The 18,726-nt window shown below is 63.3% G+C and carries 21 protein-coding genes; 14 read left to right on the top strand and 7 right to left on the bottom strand.

Annotation, left to right across the window (positions count from 1 at the left end):
* The first annotated feature begins 169 nt into the window (after nt 1–169).
* Nucleotides 170–1,261 (top strand): YihY/virulence factor BrkB family protein, encoded by a 1,092-nt coding sequence (locus tag AC1VVK_RS01265; protein ID WP_482904056.1) that lies wholly within the window; start codon nt 170–172, stop codon nt 1,259–1,261.
* Here AC1VVK_RS01265 and AC1VVK_RS01260 read toward each other — a convergent pair.
* The gene (locus AC1VVK_RS01260; RefSeq protein WP_482904055.1) at nt 1,258–2,079 is read right to left on the bottom strand and encodes a kinase; all 822 of its coding nucleotides are present in this window, start codon (nt 2,077–2,079) and stop codon (nt 1,258–1,260) included. The genes AC1VVK_RS01265 and AC1VVK_RS01260 overlap by 4 nt on opposite strands.
* Entirely contained in the window at nt 2,076–2,555 is a 480-nt protein-coding gene (locus AC1VVK_RS01255; RefSeq protein ID WP_482904054.1) for an MEKHLA domain-containing protein, read from the bottom strand. The genes AC1VVK_RS01260 and AC1VVK_RS01255 overlap by 4 nt, the downstream gene beginning before the upstream one ends.
* Before the next feature lie 189 nt (nt 2,556–2,744).
* On the opposite strand from AC1VVK_RS01255, the gene AC1VVK_RS01250 reads away from it, so the two are divergent.
* From AC1VVK_RS01250 to AC1VVK_RS01220, 7 genes are all read left to right on the top strand, one after another.
* Complete coding sequence (locus AC1VVK_RS01250) at nt 2,745–3,572, top strand: coniferyl-alcohol dehydrogenase (RefSeq protein ID WP_132385292.1); 828 nt, start codon at nt 2,745–2,747, stop codon at nt 3,570–3,572.
* Nucleotides 3,573–3,687: 115 nt separating this feature from the next.
* Nucleotides 3,688–4,491, top strand: coding sequence for a crotonase/enoyl-CoA hydratase family protein (locus AC1VVK_RS01245; RefSeq protein WP_482904053.1), 804 nt, complete (start codon nt 3,688–3,690; stop codon nt 4,489–4,491).
* A gap of 58 nt (nt 4,492–4,549) precedes the next feature.
* Nucleotides 4,550–5,860: a 3,4-dihydroxy-2-butanone-4-phosphate synthase gene (gene ribB, locus AC1VVK_RS01240; RefSeq protein ID WP_482905090.1), complete on the top strand. Its 1,311-nt coding sequence runs from the start codon at nt 4,550–4,552 to the stop codon at nt 5,858–5,860.
* Between the two features lies 1 nt (nt 5,861).
* The gene (gene ribH / locus AC1VVK_RS01235; RefSeq protein ID WP_482904052.1) at nt 5,862–6,281 is read left to right on the top strand and encodes a 6,7-dimethyl-8-ribityllumazine synthase; all 420 of its coding nucleotides are present in this window, start codon (nt 5,862–5,864) and stop codon (nt 6,279–6,281) included.
* 11 nt (nt 6,282–6,292) lie between these two features.
* A complete protein-coding gene (locus AC1VVK_RS01230) occupies nt 6,293–7,234 on the top strand; it encodes an aldo/keto reductase (RefSeq protein WP_482904051.1) in 942 nt (313 codons plus the stop codon).
* A 338-nt stretch (nt 7,235–7,572) separates the two neighbouring features.
* A complete protein-coding gene (locus AC1VVK_RS01225) occupies nt 7,573–7,710 on the top strand; it encodes a hypothetical protein (protein WP_165912026.1) in 138 nt (45 codons plus the stop codon).
* A 249-nt stretch (nt 7,711–7,959) separates the two neighbouring features.
* Nucleotides 7,960–8,490, top strand: coding sequence for a MarR family transcriptional regulator (locus AC1VVK_RS01220; RefSeq protein ID WP_482904050.1), 531 nt, complete (start codon nt 7,960–7,962; stop codon nt 8,488–8,490).
* 160 nt (nt 8,491–8,650) lie between these two features.
* On the opposite strand, the gene eno is transcribed toward AC1VVK_RS01220, so the two are convergent.
* Nucleotides 8,651–9,937, bottom strand: a complete 1,287-nt coding sequence (gene eno / locus AC1VVK_RS01215) for a phosphopyruvate hydratase (RefSeq protein WP_132385286.1) — start codon at nt 9,935–9,937, stop codon at nt 8,651–8,653.
* A gap of 181 nt (nt 9,938–10,118) precedes the next feature.
* Between eno and AC1VVK_RS01210 the strand changes: the two genes are divergently transcribed.
* The 5 genes from AC1VVK_RS01210 (at nt 10,119) to AC1VVK_RS01190 (ending at nt 12,314) form a co-directional block, all read left to right on the top strand.
* Nucleotides 10,119–10,655 (top strand): hypothetical protein, encoded by a 537-nt coding sequence (locus AC1VVK_RS01210; protein WP_132385285.1) that lies wholly within the window; start codon nt 10,119–10,121, stop codon nt 10,653–10,655.
* 26 nt (nt 10,656–10,681) lie between these two features.
* Nucleotides 10,682–11,062, top strand: coding sequence for a phage holin family protein (locus tag AC1VVK_RS01205; RefSeq protein ID WP_482904049.1), 381 nt, complete (start codon nt 10,682–10,684; stop codon nt 11,060–11,062).
* Nucleotides 11,062–11,391: a hypothetical protein gene (locus tag AC1VVK_RS01200; protein ID WP_482904048.1), complete on the top strand. Its 330-nt coding sequence runs from the start codon at nt 11,062–11,064 to the stop codon at nt 11,389–11,391. Before AC1VVK_RS01205 ends, AC1VVK_RS01200 begins: the two co-directional genes overlap by 1 nt.
* A gap of 1 nt (nt 11,392) precedes the next feature.
* A complete protein-coding gene (locus AC1VVK_RS01195) occupies nt 11,393–11,965 on the top strand; it encodes a hypothetical protein (protein ID WP_207904607.1) in 573 nt (190 codons plus the stop codon).
* A gap of 127 nt (nt 11,966–12,092) precedes the next feature.
* The gene (locus AC1VVK_RS01190; protein ID WP_132385282.1) at nt 12,093–12,314 is read left to right on the top strand and encodes a DUF4170 domain-containing protein; all 222 of its coding nucleotides are present in this window, start codon (nt 12,093–12,095) and stop codon (nt 12,312–12,314) included.
* 89 nt (nt 12,315–12,403) lie between these two features.
* Here AC1VVK_RS01190 and greA read toward each other — a convergent pair whose 3' ends face one another.
* The 4 genes from greA to carA all read right to left on the bottom strand — a co-directional run bounded on the left by greA (nt 12,404) and on the right by carA (nt 18,092).
* Nucleotides 12,404–12,880 (bottom strand): transcription elongation factor GreA, encoded by a 477-nt coding sequence (gene greA, locus AC1VVK_RS01185; RefSeq protein ID WP_132385281.1) that lies wholly within the window; start codon nt 12,878–12,880, stop codon nt 12,404–12,406.
* A 130-nt stretch (nt 12,881–13,010) separates the two neighbouring features.
* Nucleotides 13,011–16,334, bottom strand: a complete 3,324-nt coding sequence (carB, locus tag AC1VVK_RS01180) for a carbamoyl-phosphate synthase large subunit (protein ID WP_132385280.1) — start codon at nt 16,332–16,334, stop codon at nt 13,011–13,013.
* A 47-nt stretch (nt 16,335–16,381) separates the two neighbouring features.
* Nucleotides 16,382–16,759 carry a hypothetical protein gene (locus AC1VVK_RS01175; RefSeq protein WP_132385279.1) on the bottom strand — a complete coding sequence of 126 codons (378 nt, stop codon included), beginning with the start codon at nt 16,757–16,759 and terminating at the stop codon, nt 16,382–16,384.
* Nucleotides 16,760–16,925: 166 nt separating this feature from the next.
* Nucleotides 16,926–18,092 carry a glutamine-hydrolyzing carbamoyl-phosphate synthase small subunit gene (carA, locus tag AC1VVK_RS01170; RefSeq protein WP_482904047.1) on the bottom strand — a complete coding sequence of 389 codons (1,167 nt, stop codon included), beginning with the start codon at nt 18,090–18,092 and terminating at the stop codon, nt 16,926–16,928.
* A 163-nt stretch (nt 18,093–18,255) separates the two neighbouring features.
* On the opposite strand from carA, the gene AC1VVK_RS01165 reads away from it, so the two are divergent.
* Entirely contained in the window at nt 18,256–18,708 is a 453-nt protein-coding gene (locus tag AC1VVK_RS01165) for a GatB/YqeY domain-containing protein (protein WP_482904046.1), read from the top strand.
* Nucleotides 18,709–18,726 lie beyond the last annotated feature (18 nt).

Genomic DNA, 18,726 nt, shown 5'->3' with positions numbered 1-18,726 from the left:
TCGCTTGGCCTGGGTATATGGAACGCGATGGAATACCCCCTGTAGAGTCCGGCCCTGTGGAGTTTGACCTGACGAAGCCAAACCTTGTCGAGTCTGGGCAAGAGCCCCTCTCGTGCTTTACCGTATCGCATTGCAACAGCGAAAGTTCCCACCTGCAAGGGGGTACGTGATGGATACCCACGACGGATCATCGGACCGTGGCCAGATAGAGACAATTTCCGGCACCAATCCGGTCGGTGAGCCCATGTCACACCCCGGTTCCGATGCCAACGCACCCTGGGCGCTTTCCGGAAGGGCTTGGTGGCGCGTCATCCGGCGCGTCTGGGTCATGAGCGGTTTTCACGAACTCGGCCTGCTGGCGGCCGGGCTCGCGTTCTATTGCTTCCTCGCGCTCACCCCGCTGATCGCGGCGACCGTGATGACTTACGGCCTCATCGGAGACGTCGATACGGTGCGCAAGCAGATGCAGAGCATCGTCGAAATCGTGCCGCCCGAAGTGGCTCACATGCTGGAAGAACAACTGATCCAGATCGTTACCACCAGCCGGGGCGTGACCGGCTTTGCGCTGGTGATCGCGCTGTTCTTTGCGGTCTACGGCGGTATGCGCGCGGCCAGCGGGATGATCAGCGCACTCAACGTGATCAACGAAGAGCGCGAAACGCGCGGTATCATCGCCCTCACTTTCCGCGCCGGAGGGCTCACGCTTTCGGCCGTGCTGATCGCGTTGACCGGGATCCTTTCCGGCGGCGTGTTCGCATGGCTGCAAACGCAGGCGAGCGCCTTTCTGGGCGACGCGACGCAAACCCTGTTCAGTTGGCTGAACTGGACGGCAGCAATCCTGCTCGGCAGCCTCGGCTTCGCGCTTATCATGCGTTACGGCCCGGATCGGCGCCCGGCGAAGTGGCGCTGGCTGAGCCCTGGCGCCTTGCTGGCGACGCTGTTGTGGATGGCAGTGTCGTTCGGGTTCTCGCTCTATGTCGCCTATATCAGCGACTATAACGCCACGTACGGCTCGCTTTCAGCCATTGTCGTGTTCCTGATGTGGCTGTTCCTCTCGGCCTATGGCGTGCTGCTAGGCGCGCTGCTCAATGCCGAGATCGAGCGGCAGACCGTATGCGACACGACCCGCGGTCCAGCCCGCCCTCCCGGCGAGCGCGGCGCGGTACTGGCGGATGTCGTCGATGACCACGTGCCCTCGCTCGACGACCTGCAACGCAAGCGCAACCGCCGCGCCGACAAAGTGCGGCGCGAGGCCGGTTAGCGCCGCAGGATTTCGACCGGGCGCCGCGCCTCATCCAGCCGGATCACAAGGTCGGCGCGGGCGGGCATCTCGGCCAGGATCATGCGAGTGATCCGCTCGTAATGGGCAATGAAACGCGCGATTTCGGCTTCGGCCATGACCTTGCTGCCCCGCGCAGGGTGTCCGGCCAGATCGCGTTCCTGCTCGGCGCGCCAGCTGTGCACCACCTCGAAACCGGGCGCGGCAAGCAGCACCAGACGGTCCATCCTTGCAAAGAGCCGCTGATACGAATCGCCCAGCATATCGTTGACCCAGCGGCGCCAGCGGCCGTCCGGGTCTTCTTCCGCTTCCAGCGCATTGACCGGTTCCGCCAGTTCACTCGTCCGCTGCGGAAAGGCGCCCACGCACCAGCCCTCCAGCAACAGGACCTCGCAGCCGGGACCGACGATGGGCCAATCGCGCTCCGGCACGCGGTCGTCCCGCGCCTTGTCGAAACGCGGCAGCGCTGCCGGACCGCCGCTTTCCAGCGCATCGAGAACGTCGAGCCCGAGCGCGATATCGTGTGTACCCGGAACTCCGCGCGTCGCCAGCAGTGGATGAACCTCACGCGAGAGGGCCTGACGCTCGGCATGCGTGAGGTAGAGATCGTCGAGCGAAAGCACTGCGCTCGCCAATCCTTCGGCGCCGCATTGCCGCCGAACCGCTTCCGCCAGTGTGGATTTGCCCGATCCTTGCGCACCGCAGATGCCGATGACCACCGGCCGGTGCCGGAACGCAGACAGCGCGCCACGAATTTCCGCCATCAGGGCCTCGACCATTTGGGGGGCGGCTTTACTCATGGCGCGAACGTCGCCGCCTGCCCGTGGCACAGGCCCGCACCGTCCATGAGATTCCAGACCACCGCTGGACCGATGCGAAACCGCCGGCCCTTCGCACTGATCCGCACACCGGCGTAGTCGTCGATGAAGCCCTGCGTGGTCACGCGTTCGAGCAGCCGCTGACGCTCTTCCCGCAAAGGGGCTTCGGCGGAAAGTCTCGACGGCATCCCGACAAATTGGGCAGCGTCGCATTCGAAAGCGGCGAGCGCAGCGGCATTGCCGAAATAGAACAGCGGATCGGGCTCAGTCCCATGCGCCACGACGGCGAAAGGTGCCTGCCAGAGCGCCTCGACCGGATCGCCTCCAATCGCGACGAGCGGCTTGCCCAAAAGCCGCTCAAAGCTCTCAGAAACGAGTGCGATCAGCCCGGCGCAACGGGGCTCGCGATAGACCATCGGCACTGGACCTGCCTCCGCCAACACCGCCTGTTCGTCCATTCCGACCTCCCGCCTTTCGCCTGCTCTCGGGTAGCAGCACAAAGCCCCGTTTGCGACCCGCACGGCACCATCGCGACGGCGATCAGCCCGGCGCAAGGTTGAAGCCCCCGCCCCACTGCGACTAGCTACTTGCCGACAAGACATTGGGGCCGGCGTTTGCCCGCGCCCGTGAGAGGAAGGACAAGCGGGATGACCGATATTCTCGGCTATAAGGGCAAGCGCGTAATCGTCAGCGGATGCTTCTCGGGCATGGGCGAAGCGACGGCGAAGCTGCTCGTCGAACTCGGCGCGGAAGTTCACGGTTTCGACTTCAAGGAAAGCGCGGTGCCGATGGCATCGTTCACCCAGATCGACCTGCGCGATCCGGCCTCCATCGAAGCAGCTGTCGCCAAAGTCGGCGGCAAGGTCGACGCGCTGTTCAACTGCGCGGGCCTCGCCGGTGGCGGCGGCTTCCCGCCGCTCGATGTGATGAAGGTCAACTTCCTCGGCACCCGTCACCTTACCGAGCAGGTCGTGCCGCTGATGAGCGAAGGCGCCGCGATCGTCTCCATCGCCTCGACCGGCGGCCTCGGCTGGAGCCGCCGCATTCCGGTGCACATGCAGCTTCTCGCCACCAAGGGCTTCGAGGCCGGCCTCGCCTGGTGCGAAGCCAACCTTGACCAAGTGGCCGAGGGCTATGCTTTCTCGAAGGAAGCGGTGATCGTCTGGACCCAGTTCATGGGCGCGCAGCTCATCAAGAAGGGCATCCGCATCAACTGCTCGCTGCCCTCACCGACCCAGACGCCGATGATGGCGACCTTCCACGCCACCTCGGGCAAGGCGGTGGTCGATGCCGCTGCCGAGCCGCTCGGCCGCTACACCACCCCCGCCGAACAGGCCGGTCCGCTGGTGCTGATTTGCAGCGACCTTGCAGGCGTGGTCAACGGCATCGTCATGCCAGTGGACGGCGGCTTCATGGGCGGCCTTGCCACTGGTCAGGTGGACATCACCAAGATGATGAGCAAGCAGCCCGCTTGACGTCTTACATCATGTAAAAAATTGGAAGGGGCCCGGACGGCATGCCGTCCGGGCCCTTTTACCTATGCGTCAACCTGCTAAGGCGGACGCAACAACGAGGAGCAGGACCAACAGCATGACCGACGCCGTACTTTACGAGATCGACGCCGAAGGCATCGTCACGATCACGCTCAACCGGCCGGAACTGCGCAATCCGATCTCCGATCCCGAAGTGATCGAGGGCCTACTTGGCGCGCTGGAGCGGCTGGACAGCGATCCCGCCGCACGCGTTGCCATTCTCACCGGCGCCGGCAAGGGCTTTTCCTCGGGCGGCAACATCAACGAGATGAAGCCGGGTGGCAACGTCAACGGCGGCGAGCCGATCCGCACCCGCCTCAATTACAAGCGTGGCATCCAGCGCTTGCCTCTCGCTTTCGCCGCGCTTGAAGTGCCGGTGATCGCCGCCGTCAATGGCGCAGCGGCAGGCGCGGGCTGCGACCTCACTTGCATGTGCGATCTCCGCATAGCCGGTGAAAGTGCGCGCTTTGCCGAAAGCTTCGTGAAGATCGGCCTGATTGCGGGCGATGGTGGCTCATGGCTGCTGCCCCGCGTGGTCGGCTGGTCGAAGGCCGCTGAAATGGCGCTCACCGGCGACATGATCGACGCGGCAGAGGCACTGGCCTGCGGGCTCGTGTCCAAGGTCGTGCCCGATCATCAGTTGATGGACGAAGCCCGCGCCCTCGCCCGCCGCATTGCCGCCAACCCGCCGCACGCCGTGCGCATGACCAAGCGCCTGCTTTGGGAAGGCCGCCGCAGCGATCTGGCCACCCTGCTGGAAATGGCCGCCGCCATGCAGTCTGCCGCCCACGCCACCCACGATCACGCCGAGGCGGTCGATGCTTTCCTCGAAAAACGACGGCCCGAGTTCAAGGGGACTTGAATTTCGATGTGATGAGTTCATATCGCGATCACACCACGATGTGAAAATGGATAGACTCATGGCAGGCAATGTGATCGAACAGGTGCGCAAGCTCGTCGCCGAAGGCGGCATGAGCAAGTCGGGCCTCGCCCGCGCGGCAGGGCTCCACGCCAATACGCTTCGCGACTGCACCGAGCCCGACTGGAACCCCACCGCCGAAACGCTGACCAAGCTGGAACGCGTGCTGTTCTCTAACGACGACCGCCAGATGCTCGTCCCCATTGAAGAGATCATCGACGAGGCGCGCAACGGTCGCATGTTCATCCTGGTCGATGACGAGGACCGCGAGAACGAGGGCGACCTCGTGATCCCGGCCCAGATGGCGACCCCGGCGGCAATCAACTTCATGGCTACCCACGGCCGTGGGTTGATCTGCCTGACGCTCACCAGCCAGCGCGTCGACGAACTCGGCCTCGACCTGATGAGCCGCCACAACGGCACCCGCCACGAAACCGCTTTCACCGTTTCGATCGAGGCGCGCGAAGGCGTGACCACCGGAATCTCCGCCGGCGACCGCGCCCGCACCATCTCGGTCGCCATCGACGGCACCAAGAGCAAGGCCGACATCGTCACCCCTGGCCACGTCTTCCCGCTGCGCGCCCGCGATGGCGGCGTGCTGGTCCGCGCCGGCCATACCGAAGCCGCTGTCGACATTTCGCGCCTTGCCGGCCTCAATCCCTCCGGCGTGATCTGCGAGATCATGAAGGACGACGGCACCATGGCCCGCATGGACGACCTGATCGGCTTCGCGCGCATTCACGACCTGAAGATCGGCACGATCCGCGATCTCATCGCCTATCGCCGCAAGCACGATCGCATGGTCGAAAAGAAGAACGAGATCACGTTCCAGAGCCACCACGGCGGCCAGTGGCTCGCCCGCAGCTATTACAACAAGGCCACTGGCGATGAGACCATGGCCCTCATCAAGGGCCGCGTCGATCCCGCCAAGCCGACGCTGGTGCGCATGCACACGCTCTCGATGTTCACCGACGTGTTCGGCGAGGAATCGACCGAGCGCGGCAACCTGTTGCACCGCGCGATGGAAATGATCGGCGAGGAAGGGACCGGCGTGATCGTCGTGATCAATCGCCAGATCGGCAGTTCGATGTCGAAGGTCATGGACATCAAGCAGCAGATCCGTGCCGGCGAAATGCCTGACATCGAAGAACTTCGCGACTATGGCGTGGGCGCGCAGATTCTCGCGGAGCTTGGCATCCACGACATGATTCTGCTCACCAACACCCATCATTCGCTTGTCGCATTGGAAGGCTATGGCCTGAACATCGTCGACGAACGCCCCATTCCCTGCGCCCCCGAAGGAGCGAACTGACATGGCCCGTTTCCTCATCGTCGAAGCCCGCTTCTACGACCATCTCAACGACCAGTTGATCGCCGGCGCCAAGGCAGCGCTGAAGGTCGCCGGCCACAAGGCCGAAGTCATCACGGTGCCCGGCGCGCTGGAAATCCCGGCCGCCATCTCGCTGGCCGATGCCACCGGCGATTACGATGGCTACGTCGCCATCGGCGTGGTCATTCGCGGTGAGACCTACCACTTCGAAATCGTCGCCGGGGAATCGGCACGCGGCATCATGGCGCTGACGATGGACGGTATTGCCATCGGCAACGGCATCCTTACCGTGGAGAACGAGGAACAGGCGCTCGTCCGCGCCGATCCCGCACAAAAGGACAAGGGCGGTGAAGCCGCCAAGGCCGCGATTGCGCTCTACGACCTCAAGGAGCGTTTCGCCTGACGGAGAGTTGAATGGCTGATACGGTTCCGGTCGCGCACGCGTACATCGACGGCATCCCCCTCGTTCTGGGCGGGAACGTCTTCGGATGGACTATCGACCGGGACCGCAGCTTTGCGGTGCTCGACGCCTTTTACGAGGCGGGCGGCCGCATGATCGACACCGCCGAGGGCTATTCCAACTGGGTTCCCGGCCACAAGGGCGGCGAATCGGAAGCGATCATCGGCGAGTGGCTACAGGCGCGCGGCGTGCGCAGTGAAATGCGCATCGCCACCAAGACCGGTCAGGGCGGCGCGCCCGGCTCGCTGATACCCGAAAAGGTGCGCGCGGCGTTCGACGGCTCGCTTGAACGCCTGCGCACCGATTACGTGGACCTCTTCTACGCCCACCGCGACGACGGCACGACTCCGCTCGATGAAGTCGCGGGCGTCTATGGAGACCTGTTCCACTCCGGCCGGGCCCGCGAACTGGGCGCTTCCAACTATACGGCCGAGCGGCTCGCCGCCGTGATCGATGCCGCCGACGCACTGGGCGTCCAACACTTCACCGTGCTCCAGCCGCTCTACAACCTTGTGGCCCGGGATGAATTTGAAGGTCCGCTCATGGCGCTCTGCCAGAAGCGCGGGATCGCGGCCCTGCCCTATTACGGCCTTGCGGCGGGCTTCCTCACCGGAAAATACGCCAGCGCCGGCGAGTGGGAAGGCACCACGCGCGCCCATTCTCTCGATGCCGCAGCAGCCCATGGCGGATGGGCCATTCTCGACGATCTGCGTGCGATTGCGGCCGATTCCGGCGCCAGCCCCGCACAAGTCGCGCTCGTATGGCTGAATGCGCAGCCGACCATTGCAGCGCCGATCGCCAGCGCCACCAGTCCCGAACAGGTCCACGAACTTGTCGGCGCGGCGCGCCTCATCCTTTCTGATGAGTGTTTCAATGCCCTTAATACGCACAGTTAGACCGCGTATATCTACCTATATTCATCAGATACATTACTGAATTTACACAATCAGTTCACTGCAAGGTCAGATTTGATCGGTTAGTCAATCCCGTATGTCCTGTACCCAACTTGGACATAGCCGAATGACGAGTTCCCAAATCTCCGAAATGATGTAGCGATCATAACAGAAATATCCGTTACCGATCCTATTCGGAGCTAACTTCAAACCTCGACACCTCGACACCTCGCCGCAGAGGCGGGTCGCAGCCCCCGGCCCAGGGATATCGGGCCCTGTCGCGCCACCAGCCGCGACCGACGGAGTATATGCCAGTGAACACCGAACGAAAGCGTGCCGCGTTGATCGAAGCCCTCATGGCGAAATTGCCGGATCTTGAGGAGTTCGGCGCCTTCGTCGCGGCGGCGCATCTCCAGGCGGCGATCGACGCCCTGCGCGTGCCCTCCAACGCGGAGCAAGAAGACTCCAATTCGGAATAAGCTGAACAAGACGGCCTGTCTTCCGCATGCCACAACCCCGTTCGGAAAATGAATTGCGATTTTGCCGCGCCCGAACCTTCCTGTCGAACTCAGTCAGGAAGCTAATCGGATCGACAAGCAAGGCCAAAATTCATGATCTGCGGGAGTAATTGCTGCGAATAGTATCGTGTTCGGTACCCCCGATCGGCACGGAACCATTGCAGCCAGGCGTTTGGTGGGCTCTGGCTTATGGAGAAGACCGATCAAGTTATGCGCAACCGAGCCAAGGCCATACGCCTTATCGGTATCGCCAACGAACTTCTCGCCATGGCGCGGGAACTCGAAATCGGACAGACTATCGCTACCGACGCCGTGATCGGGACCGAGCGCGACGGCGGCAAGGGCGCCAGCCAGGACCACCCCATCTGGGTTGAACTGGCCCGCCAGACTTATGACGATCGCCGCAGGCGGACCAAGATATTCGGATCGGAGGAGCTTTTCGGCGAACCGGCCTGGGACATCCTGCTCGATCTGTTCATTGCCGCCAAGGAACGCCGCCGCGTCTCGGTGACGAGTGCCCGCATCGGCTCGGCGGTTTCCTCGACCACGGCACTGCGCTGGATCACCATTCTCGAAAAGCAGGGTCTGCTCGTGCGCGAGGCGGATCCGGGGGATGCCCGGCGCGTCTACGTCAAATTGAGCGCGCGGGGCTATGCCGCGATGCTCGAATATTTCGCCCATCGCGTTCCGTCGTGTTGCTCGATGACACTCGTACGGAGTTCTCGGCAATGCGCCCGGTAGCCAACCCGTTTCGCCCCTGGGGGTGGGGATCCAGGCACGGAACCGATGGAGGCGACCGGGTGGTCGCTCTACTGACCCAGGCCGATCACCCGGTTACAAAGTCAAAGAAAAGGCCCGGCTCCCCATGGGAACCGGGCCTTCCTTTAAACGGAAAGTCCGATCAGCGCGCGAGACGGCCGAACGCCGAAGCGCCGGCGAACTTTGCGGCCTTGCCCAGCTCTTCCTCGATACGGATCAGCTGGTTGTACTTGGCAAGCCGGTCCGAGCGGGCGAGCGAACCGGTCTTGATCTGGCCGCAGTTGGTGGCAACGGCGAGGTCGGCGATGGTCGCGTCCTCGGTTTCGCCCGAACGGTGCGACATGACGGCGGTGTAGCCGGCGCGGTTGGCGATCGAGACGGCTTCCAGCGTCTCGGTCAGCGTGCCGATCTGGTTGACCTTCACCAGCAGCGAGTTGGCCATGCCCTTCTCGATGCCCATGACGAGACGCTTGGGGTTGGTCACGAAGAGATCGTCGCCAACCAACTGGACCTTGTGGCCGATCTTGTCGGTCAGTGCCTTCCAGCCTTCGAAGTCGTCTTCGCCCATGCCGTCTTCAACCGAGATGATCGGGTAGGCTTCGCACAGGTCGACAAGGTAATCCGCGAACTGGATCGGGCTGAGCGAAAGGCCTTCACCGCTGATCTCGTACTTGCCGTTCTTGAAGAACTCGGTCGCGGCGCAGTCGAGCGCAAGCTGGACGTCCACGCCCGGCTTGAAGCCTGCCTTCTCGATCGAGGCCATGATGAAGTCCAGCGCATCGCGGGTGCTGGCAAGGTTCGGCGCAAAACCGCCTTCGTCACCCACTGCGGTAGCCAGGCCCTTCTCGTGCAGGCCCTTCTTCAGCGTGTGGAAGATTTCCGAACCCCAGCGCACGGCTTCGGCGATCGAACCGGCGCCGACCGGCATGACCATGAATTCCTGGAAGTCGATCGGGTTGTCGGCATGCTCGCCGCCATTGATGATGTTCATCATAGGCACCGGCAGCACATGGGCGGAAACGCCGCCGACGTAGGAATAGAGCGGCAGGCCGCGCGCGTTGGCAGCCGCCTTCGCCACGGCGAGGCTGACGCCGAGGATGGCGTTGGCGCCAAGGCGGCCCTTGTTCTCGGTACCGTCGAGTTCGATCATCGCAAGGTCAAGCTCGCGCTGCTCTTCGGCGTCCATGCCCACGAGTTCTTCGGCGATTTCGGTGTTTACCGAATCAACCGCCTTGAGCACGCCCTTGCCAAGATAAACGTTCTTGTCACCATCGCGCAGTTCGACCGCCTCGTGCGCGCCGGTCGATGCACCCGAGGGGACCGCAGCGCGGCCAAAGCTGCCGTCTTCGAGGAGCACGTCGACTTCGACGGTCGGGTTGCCGCGGCTGTCGAGAATCTGGCGGCCGTGGATATCGATGATCGCGGTCATTCTGGGATTTCCTCCTGAACGGCGCCACTGGAAGAGGCCCTGGCGCTCTCGAGGGCGTCTTAGCAGGGGAACTTGAGGTTACAAGTTGCGTTGCAGCAGCGCGGACAAGTTGTGTTACTCTGTCGGCACATCGCATATAGGCGAAAGACCGGGGTTACCCCGAAACAAGGAGGACAACGCCATGGCCGAACCCACCAGCGGCACGGGAAACGGAACCGAAAACGCCAAGAGCCACTTCAGCAAAGCCGTTGAAGAAGCCCGCGCGGGCGCTCTGGCCCTCGGCAAGGAAGCGCAGACCGTGGCGGAAGGTTATCTTGGCAAACTGAACCAGGCCAAGGGCGAATGGTCGAACGAGGCCAAGAGCCGCTCGGAAGACGCCAAGACCAAGGCCAGTGCCTTTGCGGACGACGCCAAGGTGAAGGCGACCGACCTTGCCAACCAGAGCAAGGCCAAGACCAGCCAGGCGATGGTGGGCCTTTCCAAGCTGATCGACGACAATGTGAGCGTGATCGACGAGAAGGCCGGCCCCAAGTACGGTGACTATGCCCGTACGGCCTCCAAGTCCGTGGCAGATGCCGCAGCCCGGCTTGACGAGAAGACGCTGGACGAACTGGGTGAGGATGCGCGCGAATTCGTGCGCAAGAGCCCGGGCATGGCAATCGGCGTCGCAGTGGCGGCCGGCTTCCTGTTCGGCCGACTGTTCAAGAAGAGTAGCTGATCCGGCCCCCGGCGCGATCTGCAGCAATGCTCGATCCTGACACGTCCCTTCGCTATGACAGCGATATAGAGGACATTTCGCTCGCCCAGGACCTCAAGCTTCTGGCCGAGGAAGCGCGCACGCTGGCGCAGGCGGAACTGGCTTTCCAGAAAACCCGGGCCGCCTACGTCGGTGCGGAAGCCCGCACGATCGCGCTGCTTGGCGTGCTGGCGGCGGTTGTCGTGTTCTTCGCACTGATGGCGCTGGTGTTCGGGCTGGTGCTTTCGCTGGCCTCGGTCCTTGGGCCCTGGCTGGCGACGGCGGTGGCGACGCTGGCCTTGCTTGTGATCGCCGCAATCCTCGGGTTGAGCGCGCGCGGGCGGGTCAAACGGGTGCGGTCCGTGCTGTCGAACGGAGGTACTGACTAATGGCATCGCTCGCCGCCCGCCTGGCCGAACACCGCGCCGTACGCGACGAGGCAAAGGCCACGTTCGATGCCCATTACGCCGCACTCAAGGCCGACATGGAAGAACGCGGGATTGCCGGACGCCTTGCCGACGAAGCGATCGACAAGGCGCTCGACGTTCTCGACGAGGCTGTCGCCGTGGTGGAGACACACCCCGCCGTGGTGGGCGGAACTTTCACCGCGCTGGTGCTTTGGATTTTGCGAAACCCGATCATCGCCTGGATCACCGACATATTCGGTGCCCTGTCGAACCGCGGATCGGATGAACATGAAAGCGAAAAAGGAGCCTGACGTGAGCGACGTTGAACAGAAAACGCCCGCCCAGTCCGCAACCGACGTCAACTTCGGAGCCGTCGTGCCGATCCGGCCGGCGACCGATGCCGACAGTCCGTCGCGAAAGGTCATCGCTTTCGTGAAGAAACACCCGGTGCTGGTCATCGCAGGCGGGCTGGCTGCCGGGGCGGTCGTCAGTGCCCTGCTGCCACGCCGGGTGACCGACAAGGCTATGTCGCGCACGCTGGAACTCGCCGAAGCGGCGGGCGGCGCGGCGCTGCTTCTGGGCCGCAATGCCTCCAGCAAGGCGCAAAGCCTTGGCATCGGCGCCAAGCGTGAGGCCGGACAGATCGCCGACCGTGCCGAAAAAGTCGGCGGCAATGCAGCTGAACGGCTTGAGCGTTACGGACTTGCCGCTCTTGCAGCAGCCAGCGCACTGGGCCGCGCTACGGCGGAGCGCGCGGAAAAAGTCGGCGGCCCTGCCGCACAAAAGGTCAGCAAGCTTGGCCACGACGCGGCGGAGAGCGCCAGCGAGAAGTCGCATCGTTTCATGGAACGCATGCAGGATTTCGCGCAGCGCATGACTCACTGAATTAATATTGCTATTGATTTGCAGGAGCGCAAAGGGCCGTATCGCGCATGCGATCGGCTCTTGCCCTGCAGACCGCCAAGACTTATGGGGACCTCATCTCTCTCCCACAGGAAAGCGGTCCCTCCCCATGCAGAAACTTCACCTCGTGATGGGTGGCCGGGTCAAAGATCCGCGCAGCCTTGAATACGCAAATCTCGAAGAAATGGACCTGGTCGGCGTCTATCCCGATTACGCCTCGGCCGAAGACGCCTGGCGTTCGGCTGCCCACCGTACGGTCGACGACGCGGAAATGAAGTACGTGATCGTCCATCTTCACCGCCTGCTCCAGCCGGACCAGCCGGAAGCCTGAACGGGCTTTCCGCTACCGAACGGCAGCGGATACGAAAAAGGCCGGCTTTCGCCGGCCTTTTCTTTTGCTCTCGTCCGGCGAAGTCCGGTTCAGATGAACTCGATCTTCTGCACCAGGTAGAACTTGTCGCCCGAAGGCACGGTCACTTCAACCTCTTCCTCGACCCGGCGACCGATCAGCGCCTTGCCCAGCGGCGAGTTGTAGCTGATGCGGCCAACACGGGCATCCGCCTCGTAAGGACCGACGATCTGGTACTTCACCGGCTTGTCGTCCTCATCGAGCAACGTGACCGTGGCGCCGAAGATGATCTTGTCGCTGGTCAGCGTGGCCGGATCGACGATCTGGGCGCGCGTGATCTTGTCTTCGAGGTCGGCAATCGTGGCTTCGACCTGGCCCTGACGCTCCTTGGCGGCGTGATACTCGGCATTTTCCGAGAGATCGCCGTGCGCGCGCGCTTCCTCGATCGCATCGACGATCCGGGGGCGCTCTTCACGCAGCGCCTTGATCTCGGCGGTAAGCTTCTCATACCCTTCAGCGAGCATGGGGAGCTTTTCGATACTGGCCATCAAACACTTCCTTCCTGCTGCCTCCCCGCTCCGCGAAACCAGTCGAGGGAGACTAGTTTCCTGTCCCGTCCCTCAGGTCATTCCCGAGGACTGGGCCGATCCGCAGCGATGTGGGGAGGCTAGATCGATTTCAGCTATAATAATCCTGCAACGAACGCACTTCAAGCTGGGTCCCGCGCAGTGCGGAAATTGCCTGTGCAGCAGCGACGCTGGCGGTGGCCGTGGTGAAGTACGGAACCTTGCCGGTCAGCGCCGAAGCGCGGATCGATTGCGAGTCCTTCAGGCTCTGCCACCCTTCGGTGGTATTGAAGATCAGCGCGATTTCGCCATCGACGATCTTGTCGACGATGTGCGGACGGCCTTCCGCCACCTTGTTGACGAGTTCCACCGGAACGCCGGCTTCGCTGAGGTACTTGTGGGTGCCGGCCGTGGCGACGATCTTGAAGCCTTCCTTCACCAGCGTCTGCACGCCGGGCAGGATCACGGCCTTGTCGCTGTCCTTCACCGAGACGAACACGGTGCCGCTGTCGGGCAGGCGCATGCTGGCGCCGAGCTGGGCCTTGAGGAAGGCGCGCGGGAAGTCGGCATCGAGGCCCATGACTTCGCCGGTCGACTTCATTTCGGGGCTGAGCACCGGATCGACGCCGGGGAAGCGCGCAAACGGGAACACCGCTTCCTTGACCGCCATGTAGGGCAGATCACGCTTGAACGGCGGGAAGTCGGCCAGCTTTTCACCCGCCATCACGCGCGAGGCGATCTTGGCGACCGGCTGCCCGAGCGCCTTGGCGACGAAGGGCACGGTGCGCGAGGCACGCGGGTTGACCTCGATCAGGTAGACCTCGCCGTCCTTCACCGCGAACTGGATGTTCATCAGGCCGCGCACGTTGAGACCAAAGGCCAGTGCTTCGGCCTGACGCTCCATCTCGGCGATGATCTCGGCCGAGAGGCTGTAGGGCGGCAGGGTGCAGGCGCTGTCGCCCGAGTGGATGCCCGCTTCCTCGATGTGCTGCATGACACCGGCAACGACGACCTGATCGCCATCGCAAAGCGCATCGACGTCGCACTCAATGGCGTCGCGCAAGTACTGGTCGATCAGCACCGGGCTGTCGCCGGAAACCTGAACGGCGGTGGCAATGTAGTTGTCGAGCTGCTGTTCGCTGTCGACGATTTCCATCGCGCGGCCGCCGAGCACGTAGCTGGGGCGCATCAGCACGGGGTAGCCGATGCGGTTGGCGACGTTCACTGCCTCGTCACGGCTGCGGGCAATGCCGTTGGCCGGCTGCTTTAGGCCAAGCTTTTCGACCAGCGCCGAGAAACGCTCGCGGTCTTCGGCAAGGTCGATGGCGTCGGGCGACGTACCAAGGATCGGGATCCCGGCGTCTTCCAGCGTCTGTGCCAGCTTGAGCGGGGTCTGGCCGCCGAATTGCACGATCACGCCGACAAGCTCACCCTTCGACTGCTCGACGCGCAGGATTTCCAGCACGTCCTCGCCGGTCAGCGGCTCGAAGTAGAGGCGGTCCGAGGTGTCGTAGTCGGTCGAGACGGTCTCGGGGTTGCAGTTGACCATGATGGTTTCATAGCCGGCTTCGGAAAGCGCGAAGCAGGCGTGGACGCAGCAATAGTCGAACTCGATGCCCTGACCGATGCGGTTGGGACCGCCGCCGAGGATCACGATCTTCTTACGGTCGGACGGATTTGCCTCGTTCTCGGGCTCACCGAAGATCGGGGCTTCGTAGGTCGAGTACATGTAAGGCGTCACCGCCTCGAACTCGGCCGCGCAGGAGTCGATGCGCTTGAACACCGGGTGCACGCCCAGCTTCGTGCGCAGCTTGCGCACTTCCTCTTCACTGGTGGCGCCGGTCATGGCGAGCAGGGTGTCGTGCAGCAGGCCCGAGCGCTTGGCCTGAGTCTCGCCCATGCCGCCGGCAACGCCGACCGAACGCACGGCCAGCGTGGCAAGGCGCTTGTCCGAGAAGCCCATGGCCTTCAGGCGGCGCAGACCCTGCGCATCCACCGGCAGGCCGTGCTTCATGATCTGCGCCTCTTCGGCGATGATCTCTTCGATGTGGCGCAGGAACCACTTGTCGTAGTGGGCGATGGCGTGGACTTCATCCACCGTGAAGCCTTCGCGGAAGGCCTGCGCGACATGCAGCAGACGCTCCGGCGTCGCGCGCGACAGCGCGGCGGTGATGACGTCGCGGCCGGCACCTTCCAGCTCGACCACGCGGTTGAAGCCGTCGAGACCGGTTTCAAGGCCGCGCAGGGCCTTCTGCATCGATTCCTTGATGTTACGGCCGATAGCCATGACTTCGCCCACCGACTTCATCGCGGTGGTCAGGTCGTTCTTGGCGCCCTTGAACTTCTCGAAAGCGAAGCGCGGGATCTTGGTGACGACGTAGTCGATGGTCGGCTCGAACGCGGCCGGCGTGGCGCCGGTGATCTCGTTCATGATCTCGTCGAGCGTGTAGCCCACGGCCAGCTTCGCCGCGACGCGCGCGATCGGGAAGCCCGTGGCCTTCGAAGCCAGCGCCGAGGAGCGCGAAACGCGCGGGTTCATCTCGATGACGATCAGGCGACCGTCCTTCGGATTGACCGCGAACTGCACGTTCGAACCGCCAGTTTCGACGCCGATCTCGCGCAGCACCTCGATCGAGGCGTTGCGCATGATCTGGTATTCCTTGTCGGTCAGCGTCAGCGCCGGCGCGACAGTGATAGAGTCGCCCGTGTGGACGCCCATCGGATCGACGTTCTCGATCGAGCAGATGATGATGCAGTTGTCGTGCTTGTCGCGCACGACCTCCATCTCATACTCCTTCCAGCCGAGCAGCGATTCCTCGATCAGCACTTCGGTGGTGGGAGAGGCATCGAGACCCGAGCGGACGATCGCCTCGAACTCGGCCTTGTTGTAGGCGATGCCGCCACCGGTGCCGCCCATCGTGAAGCTGGGGCGGATGATCGAAGGCAGGCCCGTGCGTTCGAGCACGGCGAAAGCTTCGTCCATGGTGTGGGCCACGCCCGAACGGGCCGAATTGAGGCCGATCTTGTCCATCGCGTCGCGGAAGCGCTGGCGATCCTCGGCCTTGTCGATGGCATCGGCGTCGGCGCCGATCATCTGCACGCCGAACTTCTCCAGCGTGCCGTCGTTGAACAGCGCCAGCGCGCAGTTCAACGCGGTCTGGCCGCCCATCGTCGGGAGCACCGCATCCGGGCGCTCCTTCTCGATGATCTTGGCGACCACTTCCGGCGTGATCGGCTCGACATAAGTGGCGTCGGCCATGTCCGGATCGGTCATGATCGTCGCCGGGTTGGAGTTCACCAGGATGACCCGGTAGCCCTCTTCCTTCAGCGCCTTGATCGCCTGCGTCCCCGAATAGTCGAATTCGCAGGCCTGGCCGATGATGATCGGGCCGGCGCCGATGACGAGGATCGAGGAGATGTCTGTGCGCTTGGGCATGGGCTGTCCTGGGGTGTCCTGTGTGTCTTGTATGTCGGACTGGCGGCCTAGGCCACCAGTTCGCCAAACGCCTTGTCCCAGTAATCCGGGCCTTCGGCTTTGGCTTTGAGAATGATCGGGTTGCTGTCCTGTTCCTCGCGGATCACCGCCTTGAACCGGTCAGCCTGAAACTGATGCATCGAACCGCCGTACTCGCCTTCGGTGGTCGACCAGGCGCCCGTTTCGAGCATCCGGTCGATGAAGGCCTGGCCGGCTTCCTTCGAATGCTTGCGCACCTTGGGGCCGAACTTGCGGACGGCTACCGAGATCTTGTCCTCGAAGATGAGCTGCAATTCACCGTAAGGGTAAAAACGCGGCGCAACCGAGAGTTCGGCAGCCTGTCCGGCAATATAGTAAGCGATCATGTGGTCGATAAGAGCGGTCATTATATGGCACCTTGCTTTGCACGGGTTGCCGGCGCGAACGCCGGGAACCCCAGTGCATAGGCAAAGCGACATGCCGGGTCGAAATCTCGCTGATCCGCACCGGCAATGATCGCCGATGCGGGATACGGCGCTAGCGCCGCAGCAAGAAACCGACCCGTGACGCCCATCAGGCCAGCATCCCCACGAACTTTTCGAAGAGATAGAAGCTGTCCTGCGGTCCGGGGCTGGCTTCGGGGTGATACTGCACACCGAAGGCCTTCTTGCCCTTGATCGCAATGCCGCAGTTCGAACCGTCGAACAGCGAGACGTGCGTCTCCTCGACGTTCTCGGGCAGCGACTGGTTATCGACCGCGAAACCGTGGTTCATCGAGGTGATCTCGACGACGGAGTCGTCCAGGCGCTTCACCGGGTGGTTGGCGCCGCGATGGCCCTGGTGCATCTTCGAGGTCTTGGCGCCGGCCGCAAGGCCGAGCATCTGGTGACCAAGGCAGATGCCGAAGATCGGCACGTCACGGTCGAGCAGCGACTTGATGACGGGCACGGCATATTCGCCGGTCGCCGCCGGATCGCCCGGACCATTCGAGAGGAACACGCCCGCCGGCTCCAGCGCGAGGATCGCGTCGAGCGACGTTTCGGCGGGAACCACCGTCACGCGCGCACCGGCCTTCACCAGATTGCGGAAGATGTTGTCCTTGGCGCCGTAGTCGATGGCGACCACATGCGGGCGCGCATCGCCCTCGCCGTTACCGAAGCCCTGGCCGAGTTCCCAGGTCGAGCCTTCCCAGCCCTCCTGGATTTCGCGGCTGACGATCTTGGCAAGGTCCATGCCTTCAAGGCCCGGCCATTCCTGCGCCCGCTTGATCAGTGCGGGAATGTCGAATTCGCCTTCCGGGTTATGGGCGATCACCGCATTGGGCGCGCCCTGCAGGCGGATGCGGCGGGTCAGCGCGCGGGTATCGACCCCGGCGAGACCGACCTTGCCCTTGGCTGCAAGCCAATCGCCGAACTCACCGGCAGAGCGGAAGTTCGAAGGCAGCGTCACGTCCTCGCGGACGACGCAGCCGACAGCGCCATCGACCTTGGATTCGAGATCCTCGTCGTTGACACCGACATTGCCGATGTGGGGGAAAGTGAAAGTGACGATCTGGCCCGCGTAGGACGGATCAGTCATCACTTCCTGATATCCGGTCATCGCGGTGTTGAAGCAGACTTCGCCGACTGCTTCGCCGACGGCTCCAAAGCCGCGGCCCCAGACCACGTGTCCATCGCTCAGGACGAGAACGCCTGTCGCCCCTTCAGGTTTGGGCGCAAGCGTATATGCGGCGTCGGCCATGGTGGGTCGCTCCGTTTACGGCGTTTCTGACTATGTGTGCTAAGGCCCGCCCGCTAGACAGGGTTGTGCACCGCGTCAAGGCGCGAGAGGTGCAATTTGGCGCGCGACTTGCTACTTTTGCGCCACGACAATTCCCCAAACCTATCAGAACAGCAGGAAACCAATGCTTCGTGATTCGATCAAGGCCGCCCAGATCACTGCGATGAAAGCCGGCGACAAGCCGCGCCTGGCCGCAGTCCGACTCATCCTTGCCAAGATCAAGGACCGCGACATCGAACTGCGCACGGCCGATTCTCTGCCGGACGACGATGCCATGGTAATCGACGTGCTCCAGAAGATGGTGAAGCAGCGCCGCGAATCGATCCAGCTCTTCGAGGAAGGTGGCCGTCCCGAGAAGGCCGCCGAAGAGAAGGCCGAAATGACCGTGATCGAAACCTTCCTGCCCGCGCAGCTGTCCGAGGAAGAGACCAAGGCCATTATCGAGGCCATCAAGGTCGAAGTCGGTGCCGAGAGCATGAAGGACATGGGCAAGGTCGTCGCCGCACTGAAGGCGCGCCACGGCGCCGAACTCGACATGGGCAAGGCTTCGGGCTGGGTGAAGGCGGCGCTGGCCTGAACCTGACGGAACGGCGGC

The sequence above is a fragment of the Novosphingobium sp. BL-S-32 genome (genome assembly GCF_056857055.1).
Note: the sequence above shows the minus strand (reverse complement) of the source record. Positions and strands in the feature narration are given on the sequence as shown.